Source organism: Amycolatopsis roodepoortensis (genome assembly GCF_024628825.1).
GTDB lineage: Bacteria > Actinomycetota > Actinomycetes > Mycobacteriales > Pseudonocardiaceae > Amycolatopsis > Amycolatopsis roodepoortensis.
Window position 1 is genome coordinate 1,700,147 of the sequence record NZ_CP102415.1, and the last position, 15,119, is coordinate 1,715,265.

At 69.5% G+C, this 15,119-nt stretch carries 15 protein-coding genes; 2 read left to right on the plus strand and 13 right to left on the minus strand.

From position 1 onward, the window contains the following. Window positions 1–89: 89 nt before the first annotated feature. The 13 genes from NQK81_RS07730 to NQK81_RS07790 form a co-directional block, all read right to left on the minus strand. Window positions 90–611, minus strand: coding sequence for a hypothetical protein (locus tag NQK81_RS07730; RefSeq protein WP_257487668.1), 522 nt, complete (start codon window positions 609–611; stop codon window positions 90–92). 123 nt (window positions 612–734) lie between these two features. Beyond that, on the minus strand, window positions 735–1,004 hold the full coding sequence (locus tag NQK81_RS07735; protein WP_126731876.1) for a hypothetical protein: 270 nt from the start codon (window positions 1,002–1,004) through the stop codon (window positions 735–737). An 87-nt stretch (window positions 1,005–1,091) separates the two neighbouring features. Beyond that, window positions 1,092–1,724 carry a TetR/AcrR family transcriptional regulator gene (locus NQK81_RS07740; RefSeq protein WP_126731874.1) on the minus strand — a complete coding sequence of 211 codons (633 nt, stop codon included), beginning with the start codon at window positions 1,722–1,724 and terminating at the stop codon, window positions 1,092–1,094. After that, the gene (locus NQK81_RS07745; protein ID WP_257487669.1) at window positions 1,721–2,560 is read right to left on the minus strand and encodes an SDR family oxidoreductase; all 840 of its coding nucleotides are present in this window, start codon (window positions 2,558–2,560) and stop codon (window positions 1,721–1,723) included. The genes NQK81_RS07740 and NQK81_RS07745 overlap by 4 nt, the downstream gene beginning before the upstream one ends. Window positions 2,561–2,572: 12 nt before the next feature. Further along, window positions 2,573–3,739 carry an acyl-CoA dehydrogenase family protein gene (locus NQK81_RS07750; protein ID WP_126731871.1) on the minus strand — a complete coding sequence of 389 codons (1,167 nt, stop codon included), beginning with the start codon at window positions 3,737–3,739 and terminating at the stop codon, window positions 2,573–2,575. Continuing rightward, window positions 3,736–5,688: an ATP-binding protein gene (locus NQK81_RS07755; protein ID WP_257487670.1), complete on the minus strand. Its 1,953-nt coding sequence runs from the start codon at window positions 5,686–5,688 to the stop codon at window positions 3,736–3,738. Before NQK81_RS07755 ends, NQK81_RS07750 begins: the two co-directional genes overlap by 4 nt. 5 nt (window positions 5,689–5,693) lie before the next feature. Then, window positions 5,694–7,292, minus strand: coding sequence for an acyl-CoA carboxylase subunit beta (locus NQK81_RS07760; RefSeq protein ID WP_257487671.1), 1,599 nt, complete (start codon window positions 7,290–7,292; stop codon window positions 5,694–5,696). After that, on the minus strand, window positions 7,289–8,437 hold the full coding sequence (locus NQK81_RS07765) for an acyl-CoA dehydrogenase family protein (RefSeq protein ID WP_257487672.1): 1,149 nt from the start codon (window positions 8,435–8,437) through the stop codon (window positions 7,289–7,291). The genes NQK81_RS07760 and NQK81_RS07765 overlap by 4 nt, the downstream gene beginning before the upstream one ends. Then, entirely contained in the window at window positions 8,434–10,059 is a 1,626-nt protein-coding gene (locus tag NQK81_RS07770) for an acyclic terpene utilization AtuA family protein (RefSeq protein ID WP_443092896.1), read from the minus strand. Before NQK81_RS07770 ends, NQK81_RS07765 begins: the two co-directional genes overlap by 4 nt. A 68-nt stretch (window positions 10,060–10,127) precedes the next feature. Continuing rightward, window positions 10,128–10,922 carry a TIGR03084 family metal-binding protein gene (locus NQK81_RS07775; RefSeq protein WP_257487674.1) on the minus strand — a complete coding sequence of 265 codons (795 nt, stop codon included), beginning with the start codon at window positions 10,920–10,922 and terminating at the stop codon, window positions 10,128–10,130. Between the two features lie 91 nt (window positions 10,923–11,013). Beyond that, window positions 11,014–11,709, minus strand: a complete 696-nt coding sequence (locus NQK81_RS07780; RefSeq protein ID WP_257487675.1) for a TetR/AcrR family transcriptional regulator — start codon at window positions 11,707–11,709, stop codon at window positions 11,014–11,016. After that, window positions 11,693–12,940 (minus strand): FAD-dependent monooxygenase, encoded by a 1,248-nt coding sequence (locus NQK81_RS07785; protein ID WP_257487676.1) that lies wholly within the window; start codon window positions 12,938–12,940, stop codon window positions 11,693–11,695. The genes NQK81_RS07780 and NQK81_RS07785 overlap by 17 nt, the downstream gene beginning before the upstream one ends. A gap of 406 nt (window positions 12,941–13,346) precedes the next feature. Beyond that, window positions 13,347–14,207 (minus strand): NAD(P)-dependent oxidoreductase, encoded by an 861-nt coding sequence (locus NQK81_RS07790; RefSeq protein ID WP_257487677.1) that lies wholly within the window; start codon window positions 14,205–14,207, stop codon window positions 13,347–13,349. Between the two features lie 50 nt (window positions 14,208–14,257). Between NQK81_RS07790 and NQK81_RS07795 the strand changes: the two genes are divergently transcribed. Both NQK81_RS07795 and NQK81_RS07800 read left to right on the plus strand, forming a co-directional pair. Then, on the plus strand, window positions 14,258–14,650 hold the full coding sequence (locus NQK81_RS07795) for a MerR family transcriptional regulator (protein ID WP_126731861.1): 393 nt from the start codon (window positions 14,258–14,260) through the stop codon (window positions 14,648–14,650). Continuing rightward, on the plus strand, window positions 14,647–15,117 hold the full coding sequence (locus NQK81_RS07800) for a tetratricopeptide repeat protein (protein ID WP_257487678.1): 471 nt from the start codon (window positions 14,647–14,649) through the stop codon (window positions 15,115–15,117). Before NQK81_RS07795 ends, NQK81_RS07800 begins: the two co-directional genes overlap by 4 nt. The last annotated feature ends 2 nt before the right edge of the window (window positions 15,118–15,119 follow it).

Genomic DNA, 15,119 nt, shown 5'->3' on the forward strand with positions numbered 1-15,119 from the left:
AAAGGACACCAGACACGAACGGACGAGATCAGGAGTGAATCGTGATTCTTGTTCGACGATGTGCGACGCCGCCGATCACCCGATCGGCGCTATCGGCCCCACTGCGGCCACCGGCCACCACCGGGATATCCGCCGTGATTCCAGTCGTAGTACCACTCGTGGTGACCGGCGCGCGGATCCGGCCGTTCCTCCGGCGGCGCGGGCGGCGTGGGTGTCGGGGACGGTGTCTCCGAGCCGTGCATCGACGCGGTCATCGGCGGCGGAGGGGCGACACTGCCGCCCGAAGGTCCCGACGGGACGGGCGAAGCCGCCGCGTCGTCCGGGACCTCGACGGCCTGCGGAGCGATGGTCAGCGACGGCGGCGGGAGCGGGATCCCCGGGACGACCGCGGCCTGTTCGCCGGGAGTGAGCAGCACGGCCAGCAGTCCGCCGACGAAGACACCGCCCGCCGACAGCGCAGAGATCCGCCGGATCCTCCCGCTCCCGGAAGCCGCGTCCGGGGCCCGGTGCTTCGGCCCGCGCGGACCCCGGCGGCGGGGTGCCGCGCCGGCTTTGCGCATCAACTCGCTCAGGGCGTCCCCGCCGCCGTCATGGCGAGCCGTGCGTGCCATCGGCACCTCCCTACCCGGTCCGCCGCTCGACGGCGACGGCCTCATCCCGGGGAGGATCCTAGGAAGGCGGGAGGTGGTTGTAAACGGTCGTCGTCCACTGCGGACAGACGATGCGGTGAAGGGTCAGGCGGCCGCGGTGACCGCGATGGCGGCTTCGCCCGCCTCGGTCAGCTCGGCGGGCACCCGGCCGGTGACCGCGGCGGGACCGGTGGACTCGCCGGGGCGGATGTACCCGCCGCGGGCCAGCGCGTGCGCGGTCATCTGATCGCAGCAGGCGAACCCGTCGATGAAGAGATCCGGCTCGCAGCTGCACGACATCTGGGCACGGCGCGCCGCGACCGCTCGCAGCATCGCCATCGCGCGATGGGACAGTTCGACCTCTGAACCGGACACCGGACTGGACCTCTCTCGATCAGCCACCTGAATCAGCAGCACTCACACCGTGTTATCGATCGCTGCTCCATCAGTGTTAACAAGATCTCAGACGTTGTCGGTGACTTCTTGGTTCCGTGAGATCTTCGCCGACGCCAGGGGCGGCTCCAGTACCCGTGCCCACTGGGCAACGATCTGCTTGCGCCGCTTCGTGTCGTCGGTCAGCAGGTTCGCCAGCCCCAGGCCGCGGGCAAGATCGAGAGTGGCCTGGACCAGCTCGCGAACGCCCTTGTGGGACTCGTCGACGCCGAGCAGCTCGACGGTCACCCGGTGCGCTTCCCGCCCGACCCGCGCCTCCAGCGGTACCAGGGTCGCGCGCAGCGACTCGTCGGTCGACGCCGCGACCCACAGGTGGAGCGCGGCACGGAACAGCGGCCCGCTGTAGAGGTTGAGCACCATGTCGACGGCCCGCTCGATCCGAGACCGCCCCGACGGCAGCTCCGCCGCGCGGGCACGCAGTTCCACGATCTGGATCTCACCGACATGCTCGACCGCGGCCGCGACCAGATCCTCCCTGGTCGGGAAGTGGTGCTGGGCGGCACCGCGCGAGACCCCGGCGCGTTCGGCGATCAGCGCGACGGTGGTCCCGTTCCAGCCCAGCTCCCCGATCGTCTCGACGGCGGCCTCGACCAGCCGCCGCCGGGTCGTGCGGCTGCGCTCCTGCTGTGGTTCGCGAATCACGGGGTGCGGCTCTCGACCCAGAAATCGAGCTGCAGGTCTTCCTCCCGCTCGCCGATGCGGTACTTCGAGAAGTCCGTGACCCCTTCGGCGGCGAGCACCTCGTCGTCGATGTAGAAATGCCCGGACGCTTCGCGGCTCGGTTTGGTGAGGATCGCGTGCGCCGCGTCCGCCATGATCTCCGGCGTCCGCGACTTGGCCGCCAGTTCCGCGCCGACGACGTTGCGGATCGCCGCGGTGTCGATCGTCGTCCGCGGCCACAGCGAGTTCGCCGCGATCCCGTACCGCCGCAGTTCCGCGGCGAGCCCGACGGTCACCAGGCTCATCGAGTACTTCGCGATGCTGTAGGCGAGATGCCCGGCCTGGAACCACTTCTCGTCGAGGCTGATCGGCGGCGACAGTGTGAGGATATGCGGGTTCTCCGCGAGCTTCAGGTACGGGATGGCGAGTTTCGACAGCAGGAACGACCCACGCGCGTTGACGTCCTGCATCAGGTCGTAACGCTTCATGCTGACCGCTTCGGTCGGGGTCAGGTCGATCGCGCTGGCGTTGTTGAGCACGATGTCGATCCCGCCGAACTGCTCCGCGGTCCGCGCGATCGCGGCCTCGACCGACGTGTCGTCCCGGACGTCGCCGACGATCGGCAACGCCTGCCCGCCGGCGTCCTCGATCGCCTTGGCGGCGGTGTAGAGCGTGCCGGGCAGCTTCGGATGCGGCTCGGCGGTCTTCGCGAGCAGGGCGATGTTCGCTCCGTCGCGGGCGGCGCGGACCGCGATCGCCTCGCCGATCCCGCGGCTGCCGCCGGAGACGATGATCGTCTTGCCGTGGAGAGTGCTCATGGGGCTGGCCTCTCAGTAGGAGCGGGGCAGGCCGAGGCTGTGCTGGCCGACGAAGTTGAGCACCATCTCACGGCTCACCGGCGCGATCCGGCCCAGCCGGACGGCCGTGACCAGCGTGCCCAGCCCGTATTCGCTGGCGAGCCCGTTGCCGCCGTGGGTCTGCACGGCCTGGTCGACCGCGCGGATGGCGACCTCGGCGGCGGCGTACTTCGCCATGTTCGCCGACTCGCCCGCGCCGAAGTCGTCGCCGGAGTCGTAGAGCGACGCGGCCTTCTGCGTCATGAGCTTGGCCAGTTCCAGTTCGATCTTGATCTCGGCCAGTGGATGCGCGAGGCCCTGGTGGGTGCCGATCGGCGCGCCCCACACCTTGCGCTCGTTGGCGTAGCCGACGGCCTTGCCCAGCGCGTAGCGCGCGATGCCGAGCGAGAACGACGCGCCCATGATGCGTTCGGGGTTGAGCCCGGCGAACAGCTGCGCGATCGCCGCGTCCTCCTCGCCGACCAGCGCGTCGGCGGGCAGGTGGACGTCGTCGAGGAACAGGCCGAACTGCTTCTCCGGCGAGACGATGTCCATGTCGATCTGCTTGTACTCGAAGCCGGGCGTGTCGGTCGGGACGGTGAACAGCGCGGGCTTGAGCTTGCCGGTCTTCGCGTCCTCGGTGCGGCCGACGACCAGGACGGCGTCCGCCTCGTCGACACCGGAGATGTAGACCTTCCGTCCGCTGAGGACCCAGCCGTCGGCGTCGCGTTTCGCGGTGGTGGTGATCTTGTGCGAGTTCGACCCGGCGTCCGGTTCGGTGATCGCGAAGACCATCCGGCCGCTGCCGTCGGCGATCCCGGGCAGCCAGCGCTTCTTCTGCTCCTCGGTGCCGAACCGCGAGATGACCGTGCCGCAGATCGCCGGCGAGACGACCATGAGCAGCAGCGGGCAGCCCGCCGCGGCCAGTTCTTCGAGCACCGCGGCGAGATCCGCGATCCCCGCTCCCCCGCCGCCGTATTCCTCGGGCAGGTTCACGCCGAGGTAGCCGAGCCGTCCGGCCTCGGCCCACAGCTCGTCGGTCTTGAGCCCGGCACGGGCCTGTTTCGCGTAGTACTCGTGCCCGTACTTCTTGCCGAGTTCGGCGACCGCGGCCCGCAGCGCGACGCGCTCCTCGGGCTCGGTGAAGTTCATCGCGTTCATTCGTTCTCTCCTACCACCGCGAGGATCGTGCCCACTTCGACCTGTTGTCCGACCACCACCGGGAGTTCCGTCACGACGCCGTCGGCCGGTGCCGCGATCCGGTGTTCCATCTTCATCGCTTCGAGCCACAGCAACGGATCGCCGGTCTTGACGGTGTCGCCCGCCTCGACCGCGAGCCGGACCACCGTGCCCGGCATCGGCGCCACCAGCGATCCGGCGGCGAGCGCCGCGTCGGGATCGGTGTACCTCGGCACCACGCCCAGTTCGACGGCGCCTTCCGGCGAATCGACGTACACCGTGTCGCCGTATCGGGCGACGGTGAACTTGCGCCGCACCCCGGAGACTTCCAGGACGACGGCGCCGCTTTCGGCGGAAACCAGTTCGACACCCTCGAAACCGTCGGCGCGCAGACCGTCCCGGCCGAGGCTGTAGCCGACCTCGATCTCGTCGTCGCCATGACGAAAACGTTTGCGCTGCCCTTGCGAGCGCACGTTGCGCCAGCCGCTCGGCAGCTGGCTCTGCACCCGCGCTTCCGAACGGTTCGCGGCCGCGCCCGCCAAAGCGGCGGCCAGCGCGGAAATCCGTACAGTGTCCACAGTGGCCAGTGGACGGGACAGGGTTTCGAGTCCATGCCGGTCGAAGAACGCCGTGTCGGTCTCTCCGGCGAGGAAAGCCTCATGGCGCAACACGTTCACCAGCAGGTCGCGGTTGGTCACCACGCCGTGGATCTCCGCACCGGCCAACGCCCCGGCCAGTGCCCGTGCCGCGCTCCGGCGATCCGGGGCGTAGGCGATGACCTTGGCGAGCATCGGGTCGTAGTGCACGCCGACGGTCTGTCCGCTGACGAACCCGGAGTCCAGCCGGACACCCGGACCGACCTCGAATTCCCGCTGTGCCGCGGGAAGCTCGAACCGGTGCAAGGTCCCACTCTGCGGCTGCCAGCCCGCGGCCGGGTCCTCGGCGTAGAGCCGGACCTCGATCGCGTGACCGCGCGTCTCCGGCTCGTCGATCGGGAGGTGCTCGCCCTCCGCGATCCGCAACTGCAGCGAAACGAGGTCGAGCCCGGTCGTGGCCTCGGTGACCGGATGTTCCACCTGGAGCCGGGTGTTCATCTCCAGGAAGTAGAACCGCCCGTCCGGACCGGCGAGGAACTCGACCGTCCCGGCGCCGACGTAGTCGATCGCCTGCGCGGCCTTGCGCGCGGCGTCGAACAGCGCCTCCCGCATGGCTTCGTCGACGAACGGCGACGGCGCTTCCTCGACGACCTTCTGGTGACGGCGCTGGATCGAACATTCGCGCTCCCCCACCGCCCACACCGTGCCGTGGGTGTCGGCGAGCACCTGGACCTCGATGTGACGGCCGGTCTCCAGGTACCGCTCGCAGAACACGGTCGGGTCGCCGAACGCCGACGCGGCCTCAGCGCTCGCGCCTTCGACGGCTTCCGCGAGTTCGCCGAGCGTGCGCACCACGCGCATCCCGCGTCCGCCACCTCCGGCGGACGCCTTGACCAGCAAGGGAAGGTCGGCCTCGGTGACCTCGGCCGGGTCCAGTTCGGACAGGATGGGGACACCGGCTTCGGCCATCATCCGCTTGGACTCGACCTTGGAGCCCATGCTCTCGATGGCTTCCGGCGGCGGGCCGACCCAGGTCAGCCCGGCGTCGATCACGGCACGGGCGAACGCGGCGTTCTCGGACAGGAAACCGTAGCCGGGGTGGATCGCGTCGGCGCCGGTCTCGACGGCGGCCTTGATCAGCAGTTCGGCACGCAGGTACGTGTCGGCGGGCGCGTTGCCCGGCAGGCGGACGGCGACGTCCGCCTCGGCGGTGTGCGGCGCGTCGGCGTCCGCGTCGGAGAACACCGCGACCGTGCCGATCCCGGCGTCGCGGCAGGTGCGGAACACGCGGCGGGCGATCTCACCGCGGTTGGCGACCAGAAGTTTCTCGATCATGCCGCTCACATCCTGAAGACGCCGAAGCCCTCGGCGCCCTTCACTGGTCCATTGTGGATCACGGACAGGCTGAGCCCGAGCACCGTGCGGGTGTCGCGGGGATCGATGATCCCGTCGTCGTAGAGCATCCCGGAGAGGAACATCGGCATCGACTCGGCCTCGATCTGGCCCTCCACCATGGCGCGCATGGCGGCGTCGTGCTCCTCGTTGTACTCCTGCCCGCGCGACGCGGCGGCGGCACGGGCCACGATGGACAGCACGCCCGCCAGCTGCTGCGGCCCCATCACCGCGGATTTCGCGCTGGGCCAGGCGAAGAGGAACCGGGGATCGTAGGCACGGCCGCACATTCCGTAGTGCCCGGCGCCGTACGAGGCGCCCATGAGCACCGACAGATGCGGCACCTTCGAGTTCGATACGGCGTTGATCATCATCGCGCCGTGTTTGATGATGCCGCTCTGCTCGTATTCCTTGCCGACCATGTAGCCGGTGGTGTTGTGCAGGAAGACCAGCGGCGTGTCGATCTGGTTGGCCAGCTGGATGAACTGCGCGGCCTTTTGGGATTCCTCGCCGAACAGCACGCCCTGCGCGTTGGCGAGGATGCCGACCGGGTAGCCGTGGATACTCGCCCAGCCGGTGGCGAGGCTGCTGCCGTACAAGGGTTTGAACTCGTCGAAGTCCGAACCGTCGGCGACCCTGGCGATCACCTCGCGCGGATCGAACGGCACCTTGAGATCGGTGGGCACGATGCCGAGCAGGTCTTCGGCGGAGTACAACGGTTCCGCGTAATCCGGCTTGGGCGTCGGGCCTTGTTTGGTCCAGTTGAGCCGTTTGACGATGCTGCGGCCGAGCCGGATCGCGTCCTCTTCGTCCGCCGCGAGGTAGTCGGCGAGCCCCGAGGTGCGGGCGTGCATCTCGGCGCCGCCGAGCGATTCGTCGTCGGACTCCTCGCCGGTCGCCATCTTGACCAGCGGCGGGCCGCCGAGGAACACCTTCGCCCGCTCTTTGACCATCACGACGTAGTCCGACATGCCGGGCAGGTACGCGCCGCCCGCGGTCGAGTTGCCGAACACCAGCGCGATCGTGGGCACCTTCGCCGCCGAAGACCGCGTGAGGTCGCGGAAGATCCGGCCGCCGGGGATGAAGATCTCCTTCTGCGTCGGCAGATCCGCCCCGCCGGACTCGACGAGGTTGATCACCGGCAGGCGGTTCTGCGCGGCGATGTCCGCGGCGCGGTAGCTCTTCTTGGCCGTCCACGGGTTGCTCGCCCCGCCTTTGACCGTCGGGTCGCTCGCGGAGATCATGCATTCGACGCCTTCGACGACGCCGATGCCGGTGATCACGCTGGCGCCGACCTGGTAGTCCGAACCCCAGGCCGCCAGCGGCGACAGCTCCAAGAACGGCGAGTCCTCGTCGAGGAGGAGCTCGATGCGCTCACGGGCCAGCAGCTTGCCGCGTTTGCGGTGGCGGGCGACGTACTTCTCGCCGCCGCCCGCGATCGCCTTGGCGTGCTCGCCGTCGATCTCGGCGAGTTTGCCGAGCATGGACTCGCGGTTGGCGGCGAACTCTTCGCTCCGCGTGTCCACAGTGGACCTGATCGTGCTCATGCGGTGTATCCCAATCGCTTCGCGGCCAAGCCGGTGAGGATCTCGTTGGTCCCGCCGCCGATGCCGAGGATGCGCACGTCACGGTAGTGACGCTCCACTTCGGACTCCCGCATGTAGCCGAGTCCGCCGTGCAGCTGCACGGCCTCGTTGACCACCCATTCGGCGGTCTCGACGGCGGTGTTCTTCGCGAAACAGGCTTCGGCGATGACCTCTTCTCCCGCGACGTGCCGCTGGGCGACCTGCCGGGTGTAGGTGCGGGCCACGTCGATCTTGCGGGCCATCTCGGTGAGTTTGTGCTGCACCAGCTGGCGGGAGATCAGCGGACGGCCGAAGGTCTCGCGCAGGCGGCACCAGTCCAGCGTCAGGTCGAGCGCCCGCTGAGCGTGCGCGTAGCCCTGCACGGCCAGCGAGACCCGCTCGGTGACGAACTGCGTGGCGACCTGAGCGAATCCGCTGTTCTCGGCGCCGATCAGGTTTTCGGCGGGCACGCGGACGTCCACATAGGACAGCTCGGCGGTGTCCGAGCACAGCCAGCCCATCTTCTCCAGCTTGCGGGAGACGGTGAATCCCGGCGTGCCGCGTTCGACGACGATGAGCGAGATCCCGTGGGCGCCCGCCTCACCGGTGCGGACCACGGTGGTCACGAAGTCGGCGCGGCAACCCGAGGTGATGAAGGTCTTGGCGCCGTTGATGACGTACTCGTCGCCCTCGCGCACCGCGGTGGTGCGGATCCCGGCGACGTCGGAGCCGCCGTCGGGTTCGGTGACCGCGAGCGAGCCGATCTTGTGGCCTTCCAGCGTCGGCCGGACCCAGCGTTCGATCTGCACCGGATCGCCGGCCGCCGCGATATGCGGGACGGCGATGCCACAGGTGAACAGCGAGGCGAACAGCCCGCCGGAACCGCCCGCGTAGTGCAGTTCCTCGGCGATGACCACCGCGTCGAGGTAGTCGCCGCCTCCGCCGCCGACCTCTTCGGGGAAGCCGACACCGAGCAGCCCGAGCTCCCCGGCCTTGCGGTGCAGGTCTCGGGGCAGTTCGCCCACACGTTCCCAGTCTTCGAGGTGGGGAAGGATCTCGGTTTCGGCGAACCGCCGCACGGTCTTGCGCAGTTCGGCGCGTTCCGGCGTGGAGAAGGGGTCGGTCACAGGAGGGCCTCCGGGATGTCGATCTCGCGGGAGCGCAGCCATTCCCCGAGCGCCTTCGCCTGCGGGTCGAACCGCGCCTGCGACGCGACACCCTCGCCGAGGATTCCCTCGACGACGAAGTTGATCGCCCGCAGGTTCGGCAGGAGGTGCCGCCGGACCTCGAGGTCCGCGGTCTCCGGGAGCAGCAGTTTGAACTCGGTGACGGTGAGCCGGTGCGCGAGCCAGCGCCACGCCTCGTCGGAGCGCGCCCAGACACCGACGTTCGCGTTGCCGCCCTTGTCACCGCTGCGGGCGCCGGCCACCCTGCCGAGCGGCGCGCGGCGGACCTTCGCCTGAGTGAACGGCGCGGGTAGCCGGTCTTCGTCCACATCGGACAGTGGCAGCGTTTCGGCGGCGGGCGCGATGTCACGGCGTGTTCCGTCCGGCAGGACGGCCACGTGCGGCACCTCGTGCGCGCCGACGAAGGCGGGCCGGTACACGCCGTAGGGCGAGGCGGCCGCGGGCGGCGCGGTGACGTGGAAGCCCGGGTAGCTCGCCAGCGCCAGTTCGATCGCCGCACCGCTGAACGCGCGCCCCGCGACCTCCGGATCGGCGTCCTTCACCGCGACGTGCAGCAGCGCGCTCGCCTGCTGCTCGGTCTCGGCGTCGGGATGATCGGTGCGGGCCAAGGTCCACTGGACGTCCGCCGGCGGCTTGGCCTTGAGCGCGCCTTCGAGTTGTTCCTTGACCAGTGCGGCTTTCGCCTCGATGTCCAGTCCGGTGAGGACGAACGTCGTCTCGTTGCGGAAACCGCCGAGCCCGTTGAGGCAGACCTTCAGGGTCGGAGGCGGCGGTTCCCCGGTGACTCCACTGATCCGGACGCGGTCCGGGCCGTCCTCGGCGAGCGTCAGCGTGTCGAACCGCGCCGTGACGTCCGGCCCGGCGTACCGGGCGCCGGTGATCTCGTAGAGCAGTTGCGCCGTAACGGTTCCGGTGTTCACCACACCGCCGGTGCCGGGGTGTTTGGTGATCACGCTGGAGCCATCGGCGGAGATCTCGGCGATCGGGAACCCCGGGACGCCGATCTCGTGCTCGGTGAAGAAGGCGTAGTTTCCGCCGGTGGCCTGTGTGCCGCATTCGATCACGTGCCCGGCCGCGACCGCGCCCGCCAGCGCGTCGTAGTCGTCGCGGGCCCAGCCGAAGTGCGCGGCGGCCGGGCCGACGATCACCGAGGCGTCGGTGACACGCCCGGTCACCACGATGTCGGCGCCCGCGTTCAGGCATTCCGCGATCCCCCACGCGCCGAGATAGGCGTTCGCGGTCAAGGTCTTGCCGAAGCCCAGCTCTTCCGCGCGCTGGATGAGGTCGTCGCCCTCGACGTGCGCGATCGCTATGTCGACGCCGAGTTTCGCGGCGAGTTCGCGGAGCGCGTCCGCGAGCCCGGCGGGGTTGAGCCCACCGGCGTTGGCGACGATCTTGACACCCTTTTCCTTGGCCAGCGCGAGATTCTGTTCCATCTGGCGCAGGAAGGTCTTGGCGTAGCCGCGGTTCGGGTCCTTCATCCGGTCCCGGCCGAGGATGAGCATGGTCAGCTCGGCCAGGTAGTCGCCGGTCAGCACGTCGAGCGGGCCGCCGGTGAGCATCTCGTGGACCGCGGAGAACCGGTCGCCGTAGAACCCGGACGCGTTGCCGATCCTGATCGGGGCCGGGGTCACGCGAACTGCCCCGGCTTCCGTCCGGCGCCGGGAGGCCCGGCGAAGGCCTGCGCGATCCCGAGCCATTCCTCGACGTCCTTGCCCGTGGCGACCAGGTCGGTGTCGGCGGGGTGACGGCGCTGGGTGATCACGAGACAGAAGTCGACCGCGCTCCCGGTGAGCCGCTGCGGGGCGTCCTCGGGTCCGAACGCCCAGGTGGTGCCGTCGGGCGCGGTCAGCTCGACGCGGAACTCTTCGGTGGGCGGCGCGAGAGAGTTGAGTTTGTAGGCGAAGTCGCGGGTGCGGGTCCCGAACCGGGCGATATGCCAGATCCTGGCCGTGTTCTCCCGTTCGATGCCGAGCGCGTCGTAGATGTCCTGACCGTGCGCCCAGGTCTCCATCAGGCGCGCCGTCACCATCGACGCGGCGCTCATCGGCGGGCCGTACCAAGGGATCTTCTGCCCGTCGGGCACCGCCGCGAGCGCGTCGGCGAGTTCCGCGCGGCCGGCGCGCCACTCCGCCAGCAGGTCGCGGGGCGGCGTCTTCGCGCCCTCTGCCGCGCCGTCGTCGACGTAGGACTCGCCCGTCGCGAGGAGCCCTTCGATCTCGGCCTGCCACTCGGCCTCGGATCCGCGCGCCGCGATCAGCGCCTTCTTGTCCGTCCAGGCCAGATGAGCGATCTGATGGGCGATCGTCCAGCCTTCGGCCGGGGTCTTCCTCGCCCAGTCCGACGCGGGCAGCTCCGCCACCACGTCGTCGATGGCCTGCGATTCCGCCGCGAGATCCCCAAGGATCACGCCAAGGTCAGCCATGCCCGCCTCCTCGCGTCCCCCTCAGGCTGGCACCCGGCGACGGAAAAATCAAGCACGCCTGATTGTTTTAACGGCAGAAGCTGTCCCGCGGTCAGCCGGAAATGATGCCCAGCGCGACGGAACGTCCGCCCTCCAGCGAGCGGATGCCCTCTTCCGCCGCCAGCTTCACCTGCTCCGGCGTGGCCCGCTCGGGGCCGAGGAGCGCGGTGATCGACGCGGCGAACACTCGCGCGGGATCGTCGACCGGCAGCCTGCCCCGGAGAGAAGGGGCCGACGTCAGGAAACCCGCGAGGAGGGCCTGCAACGCGAAGGCCTGATCGGCCACGTCCCAGTCGTCCCTGGCGAGGTCGTGCCGCCGCCAGATGGGCAGGATGTGGTGCAGGAACGCGCCCGCCCCCAGCGTTTCGAGCAGGGTCGCCGACCGGGGGTCGTCGGCGAGGACACCGAGCAGGACGTCGTCGCCGGTCTGCAGCGCGTTGACGTACGGATGCCGGGCCGCGACCTCCAGCATGTTCGGGCCGAGCCGCGACGGCCGGGCCAGCTCGGGGTCCGCGGTGACCGCCGCGACGACCTCGTCGGCGAGCGCGATGAAATCGCGGCTGATCAGGCCGAGCAGCAGGTCTTCCTTGGTCTTCCAGTACAGGTAGACGGTGCCCTTGCCGACGTGGGCCTTGGTGGCGACCTCCGCGATGGTGACACCCTTGCTGCCCCGGCTCAGGAGCAGTTCGCCCGCCGCCGCCAGAATGCGCGCCGCCTTGGGCGAGCCGTGTTCAGGCAGTTCCGCCAACAGTGGTCCTCTCCGGTATCGCGCCGACGATATCCGCATTCTTGTACAGCGCGATCTCGTCGAGCCGCATGATCCGGTCGGTCAGGCGTTTGCCGAGCTTGAAGCGGCTCAGCACCGGCACCGCGCGCCGGAGCAGAAGCTGCGCCCGGTTGTCCACGACGAAGATCTTCCGGTCGGCGAACGCGCCGTCCTGATAGTGGTCGACGTACGGCCGCAGTGCTCGTTCCCATGCGGAGAGGGCGGTGCCGAGGTCACCGGGGTGCCGTTCCAGCATGCCGCCGAGCAGGTCGGCTCCGGTGAGCCCGGACGAGACACCCATGCCGGCGTAGAGCGTGACGCACCAGGCGGCGTCACCCATCAGGACGACGCGTCCCTGATGCCACCGGTCCAGGCGCACCTGCTCGACGGAGTCGAACAGAACGTCTTCGGCGGACTCCAGCGCGCCGACGACGTCACCGAGCACCTTTCCGAGCGGCCGCGGGCCGAACGCCGCGCGCACGCGTTCCGCGGGTGGCCGGGTGAATTCGGCGTCGACGTCGTCGGTGCGATAGGTCAGCATGATCGTCGGGTCGTGGTCGGAGAACGCGAAGACCCACATCGAGCGGTCCGGTTCGAGCAGCGTGGCGCCCTGTCCGGGGGCGAGACCGTCGGGCGTACCGGTGTACTGGAAGGCCGCGACCATGTAGCCCATCCGCCGCAAGTACTTCTCGTGCGGCCCGAACACCAGCGACCGCACCGTGGATCGCAGCCCGTCCGCGCCGACGACGAGGTCGAAGCGTTCGGTCGTCGCGGTGTTCGAAGCGGTGTCGAGCAAGGTGACGTCGACACCGTCGGCGTCCTGCTCGATGGCGGTGGGGACGGTCGAGTACCGGATCTCCACATCGTCGGGGAGAACGGCGAAGGCGGCCTTCTCGACGTCACTCCGCAGCATCATCCAGGGCTTGCCGGGCAGGTCGGCGTACGACATCCCCGGACGGCTCGAACCGTCACGGGCGAGGTCGAGGCCCTGCGCCAGTGAGGCCCGGTCGTGGATGGCGCCGACCATGCCGAGCCTTCGCGCGGCCGTCTGCCCGGCGCCGAACAGCGCGACGAAGTACCCGCCGGACCGCCTTTCCGGCGCCTTCTCGATCAGCACCGGCCGCCAGCCGGCCTTGCGCAACCGCGCCGCCGTCGCGATCCCGCTGACACCCATTCCGACGACGAGTACCCGTCCCGCTTCGCTCTCGGTCATACTTCCGAACATACTGACCAAAATGTTCAGCTGGTCAGTATGTTGCCCGCGTCACAGCCGTGACGTCCGTCCAATCACGCGTGTCGTCCGCCTGATCACACCCGCCGTCCGCCCAATCACGTGAAGCTTCCGGTTCTTTCCACGGGGGCAAGGCGAACGAGGCCCGGCGGGCGGGCACTCCGCTCGCGGTCTCGTCGGCGCTCATGTCGCGAAAGCCACTTTCGGGACATCACACGTCTCGAAAGTGGCTTTCGCGGCACGCGTCCAAACCACCTCGGCAGACCACTGACGTTGCGAAAGTGGCTTTCGCAACACACCGCCTTCGCCCCACCCCACGGAACCGAACCGGACGGCACGCGTGATCAGACAGCCGGCACGCGTGACCCGGAAGCACTCAAGGCACGCCTCACTCCCCCGCCCGCTCGAATTCCCGGATCAGCACCGGGTACTGCTCCCCGCCGTGCCCCGCGGCGATCGCGCGGTCGGCCATCGCCTTGATCAGCTTCGGCAGTTCGGCGTTCACGCCCAGCGCCTCGCTCTCCTCGACCATGTGCGCCATCGCCCGCGCGTCGGTCTCCAGCGCCGACACCTCCGCCGGGAAGGAGCCCTTGTCGATCTGTTCCGCGTAGCCGGGCAGCCAGTCCGCCACCCCCGCGGCGATCTGCTGCGCGAAGGGTGCGTACGTCGCGGCATCGACACCGGCCGTCTTGAGCATCGCGGTGCCCTGGAGCCACGCGTTCAGGACACTCCACATCATCGTCAGACCGGCGACGTCGTACAGGGAAGCCAGCCCGGGGTCCTCGCCGAGGTAGCTGATCGTGCCGAGCGCGCCGATCTCGAAGTCCGGCCGCGGCCCGCTCAGCAGGATCACCGCCTCGGCGGTCCCGATCGCCGACGGAATGGCCATGATCGCGCCGTCCACGTACCGGGCGCCCCGTTTTTCGGCCCAGGCGGAGGTTTCCCGTGCCTGAGCGGAGTCACCCGAGGTGAGGTTGACCAGTGTCGTGCCCGCCAGCCCGGCGTCGCCGAGCAGTTCGCGCACGGCGGAATAGTCGGTGAGGCACAGGACCGTCACGCCGCCCGGGCCGAGCGCGTCGCCGATCGTCGGCGCGAGCCGCGCGCCTTCGGCCACCAGGGAGTCCGCCTTGGCGGCGGTGCGGTTCCACACGGTCGTGGGATGCCCGGCCTTCAGGAACGCGCGAGCGAGCGCGGTGCCCATGAGACCGAGGCCGACGACGGAAATCGGGGTGTTCTCGTTGTCTGTCATGGCACGATCGTCAACGTTGATACCGGTATGAAGGTCAAGTGGGGAAAGCGATGAAGATCGGTGAACTGAGTCACCGGACGGGCGTCAACGCCCACCAGTTGCGCTACTACGAAGCCCAAGGCCTCCTGGAGGCGAGCCGCGGTCCGAACGGCTATCGCGAGTACGACGAGACGGCTTTGCTGCGGGTGAAGCAGATCCGCCATCTGCTCGCCGCCGGCCTGTCGTCCGAGGACATCGCGTACCTGCTCCCCTGCGCGATCGGCGAGGAACCCGAGCTGATCGGCTGCCCCGAGCTGCTGGCCGCGATGCGCGAGCGGCTCGGCCGCCTGGACGAGCAGCTGGCCAAGCTGAACCGGTCGCGCGACGCGCTGGCCGACTACATCGCCGTGGCCGAACGGGTCGGCGGCGAGACCTACCCGCCCTTCGACGGCGCCGCCGCGTGAACGAGGCGATCCGGCTGCGGGAGCAGGGCACCGACGAGGCACGCCGGCGGTTGATCGAATTGGCCGGGGAGAATCCACGGGACGCCGTGATGGCCTATCAAACCGCGTGGGCGCACGATTCGGCCGGGCTGGAAGCCGAAGCGGCCCCGTTCTACGAACAGGCGCTCGCCGGCGAGGGTCTGTCCACAGAGGACAGACACGGCGTGTTCGTCGGGCTCGGCAGCACCTATCGCGTCCTCGGCCGGTACGACGAGTCGCTCGCGACGTTGCGGCGCGGCCTCGGCGAGTTCCCGGACGACGCGGCGCTCAGGACGTTCCTCGCGATGGCGCTCTACAATGTCGGCGAGGCGCGCGAGGCGGCGGGAACCCTGCTGAAGGTCCTGGCGGAGACCAGCGCGGACGACGGGGTCCGGCGATACCGGCGGGCGGTCGAGTACTACGCGGACCATCTGGACGACGTCGAATGACG